Below are 2,557 nucleotides of genomic sequence, written 5' to 3'. Positions count from 1 at the left end.
GGTCCAGGCCTACCGGCTGGCGACAACCACGGCTTTGGCGCCCTATCCCTATTCGCAGATGGTGTGGATGATCATTTCCGGCTGGATCGTCTTCAAGCAGTTTCCCGACCGCTGGACATTGGTCGGCGCCGCCATCATCGTCGCCAGCGGTCTCTACATCGTCCATCGCGAGCATAGGCTTCGGCTGCGGAGCCGCGCGGCCTCGGATGTCGAGGCCGAGGCGTTGGCAAAAAAACTTTGATTTGCCCCCGATCGGTGGCATAACGCCGCCTTTAAACAGTTTAGGTCTGAAAGTTCAGGTCCGGGGAGCACACGTCGCTGGCACAAAAAATCAAGCTTTCGACGATCGCGGATGCGCTCGGCGTGTCCACGGCCACGGTCTCTCTGGCGCTGCGCGACAGCCCTCTGGTTGCCGGTACCACGCGTGACCGCATCAAGGAACATGCCCGCGCCATCGGCTATATCTACAACCGACGCGCCGCCAGCCTGCGCACCTCGCGTTCCGGCATTGTCGGCGTCGTCGTCCACGACATCATGAACCCGTTCTTCGCCGAGATCCTGCGCTCAATCGAAAGCGAGCTCGACCGCAGCCGGCAGACCTTCATCCTGTCCAATCATTACGATCAGCTCGAAAAGCAGCGCACCTTCATCGATACGCTTTTGCAGCTCGGCGCCGACGGCGTCATCATGTCGCCGGCCATCGGCACGCCGGCTTCCGACATCCTGATGGCCGAGGAGAACGGCCTGCCGGCTGTGCTGGTCGCGCGCACCGTCGAGGGTGCCGACGTGCCGGTCTTTCGCGGCGACGACTCTTATGGAACAGGCCTTGCCACCAACCATCTGATCTCGCTCGGCCACAAGCGCATCGCCATGATCGGCGGCACCGACCAGACCTCGACCGGCCGTGACCGCTACCAGGGCTATGTCAACGCGATGGAGGCGGCCGGGCTGGAAGTCAGGCCGTCATGGCGCATCGCCGGCCCACGCACCAAGCAGGCCGGCTTCGAGGCCGCCGGACAGTTCCTGGCGCTGAAGGACAGACCGACGGCTGCCTGCTGCTGGAACGACCTTGTCGCCATCGGCCTGATGAACGGCATTGCCCGTGCCGGCCTTGTGCCCGGCGTCGACATCTCCGTTACCGGCTATGACGACCTCGAAGAGGCGGCGATCGCGACGCCGGCCCTGACCACCGTCTGGAACGGCCAGCGCGAGGTTGGCCGCCGCGCCGCCAGCGCGTTGCTCGACAAGCTCAACGGCCAGACGGTGCGGCCCTCGCAGGAATTGATCAAGCCGGAACTGCATGTGCGTCAGTCGACCGGCAAGCCGGTGGAGCGTGCATGACCAAGGCCGAACAGTTGCAGACCGTCGCCATCCTGGTGCCGGGCGATTTCAACGACCATGCGGTCGACCGCATCAACCGTACGTTCAGGCGTGTCAGAATCGAACGCGCCGATCCGGCGCTCGTCACCGACGAGATGCGCAGTGATGTGCGCGGCATCGCTTCGTTTGCCGGCATCAACGCGGCGATGATGGATGCGCTGCCCAACCTCGAGCTCATCGCCTCCTTCGGCGTCGGCTATGATTCGGTCGATGTCGGCCATGCCCGAGCGAAGAACATCATGGTCACCAACACGCCCGACGTGTTGACCGAGGAGGTCGCCGACACCACGATCGGGCTGTTGATCAACACCATCCGCGATCTGCCGCGCGCCGAAACCTGGCTGCGCGACGGCAGCTGGGTGCGCAAGGGCAACTATCCGCTGAGCCGGCTGACCTTGCGCGGGCGCAGTGTGGGTATTTTCGGCATGGGCCGCATCGGGCAGGCCATCGCCCGGCGTCTGGAAGCTTTTGGCTTGCCGGTCGCCTACCACAACCGGCGCCGTGTCGAAGGTCTTTCCTACCAGTATCATGCGACCCTGAAAGGGCTTGCCGAAGCCGTCGATACGCTGATTTCGGTGGCGCCGGGGGGCGCCTCGACGGAGAAGGCGGTCAATGCCGAGATACTGTCGGCGCTTGGCGCCAACGGCGTCTTCGTCAACATCGGCCGCGGCAGCACGGTCGATGAGGCAGCGCTCGCGGCAGCACTCGCCAACGGCACCATCGCCGCCGCCGGCCTCGATGTCTTTGCCGACGAACCGAATGTGCCCAAGGCGCTGCTCGACGCGCCCAACACCTCGCTGCTGCCGCATGTCGGCTCGGCCTCGGACCACACCCGCCGCGCCATGGCGGATCTGTGCGTCGACAATCTGGTGTCCTGGTTCACCGAGCGCCGTCCGCTGACCCCGGTGCCCGAGACGGCGCATGTGACTGCTAGAAACTGATCGGTGGTTGCCACATTTATTAACGTCAGCTTAACGCTTTGGAATCATTGTTCAACCTGTCCGTGTACGTGGATGAAGAATGATGAAAGCACTTTCCGCATTGATCGCTGCCGCGGCGCTGTTTGGTGGCATTCAGCTGTTTCATGGCGGCAGCCGTGAAAGCGTGGCCAACGAGGCCGCCCCGTCCAACAGCTACAGGCTGGTCGCCAATGGCGATGAGGCGGTCTGTGCAGTCA

The 2,557-nt window shown here is 63.9% G+C and carries 3 protein-coding genes; all 3 read left to right on the top strand.

The window, feature by feature from the left end; genetic code table 11:
• The coding region (locus EN893_RS28705) for a DMT family transporter (RefSeq protein ID WP_164901195.1) at positions 1 to 241 on the top strand (241 nt) is incomplete at its 5' end.
• Between the two features lie 77 nt (positions 242 to 318).
• Positions 319 to 1,341 (top strand): LacI family DNA-binding transcriptional regulator, encoded by a 1,023-nt coding sequence (locus EN893_RS28700; protein ID WP_128361975.1) that lies wholly within the window; start codon positions 319 to 321, stop codon positions 1,339 to 1,341.
• Positions 1,338 to 2,321 (top strand): 2-hydroxyacid dehydrogenase, encoded by a 984-nt coding sequence (locus EN893_RS28695; RefSeq protein ID WP_127266507.1) that lies wholly within the window; start codon positions 1,338 to 1,340, stop codon positions 2,319 to 2,321. Before EN893_RS28700 ends, EN893_RS28695 begins: the two co-directional genes overlap by 4 nt.
• Positions 2,322 to 2,557: the final 236 nt, after the last annotated feature.

The sequence above is a fragment of the Mesorhizobium sp. M7A.F.Ca.CA.004.04.2.1 genome, assembly GCF_004022825.1.
Taxonomy (GTDB): domain Bacteria; phylum Pseudomonadota; class Alphaproteobacteria; order Rhizobiales; family Rhizobiaceae; genus Mesorhizobium.
The sequence above is the reverse complement of the archived record's forward strand: the minus strand, read 5'-3'. Positions and strand labels throughout refer to the sequence as shown.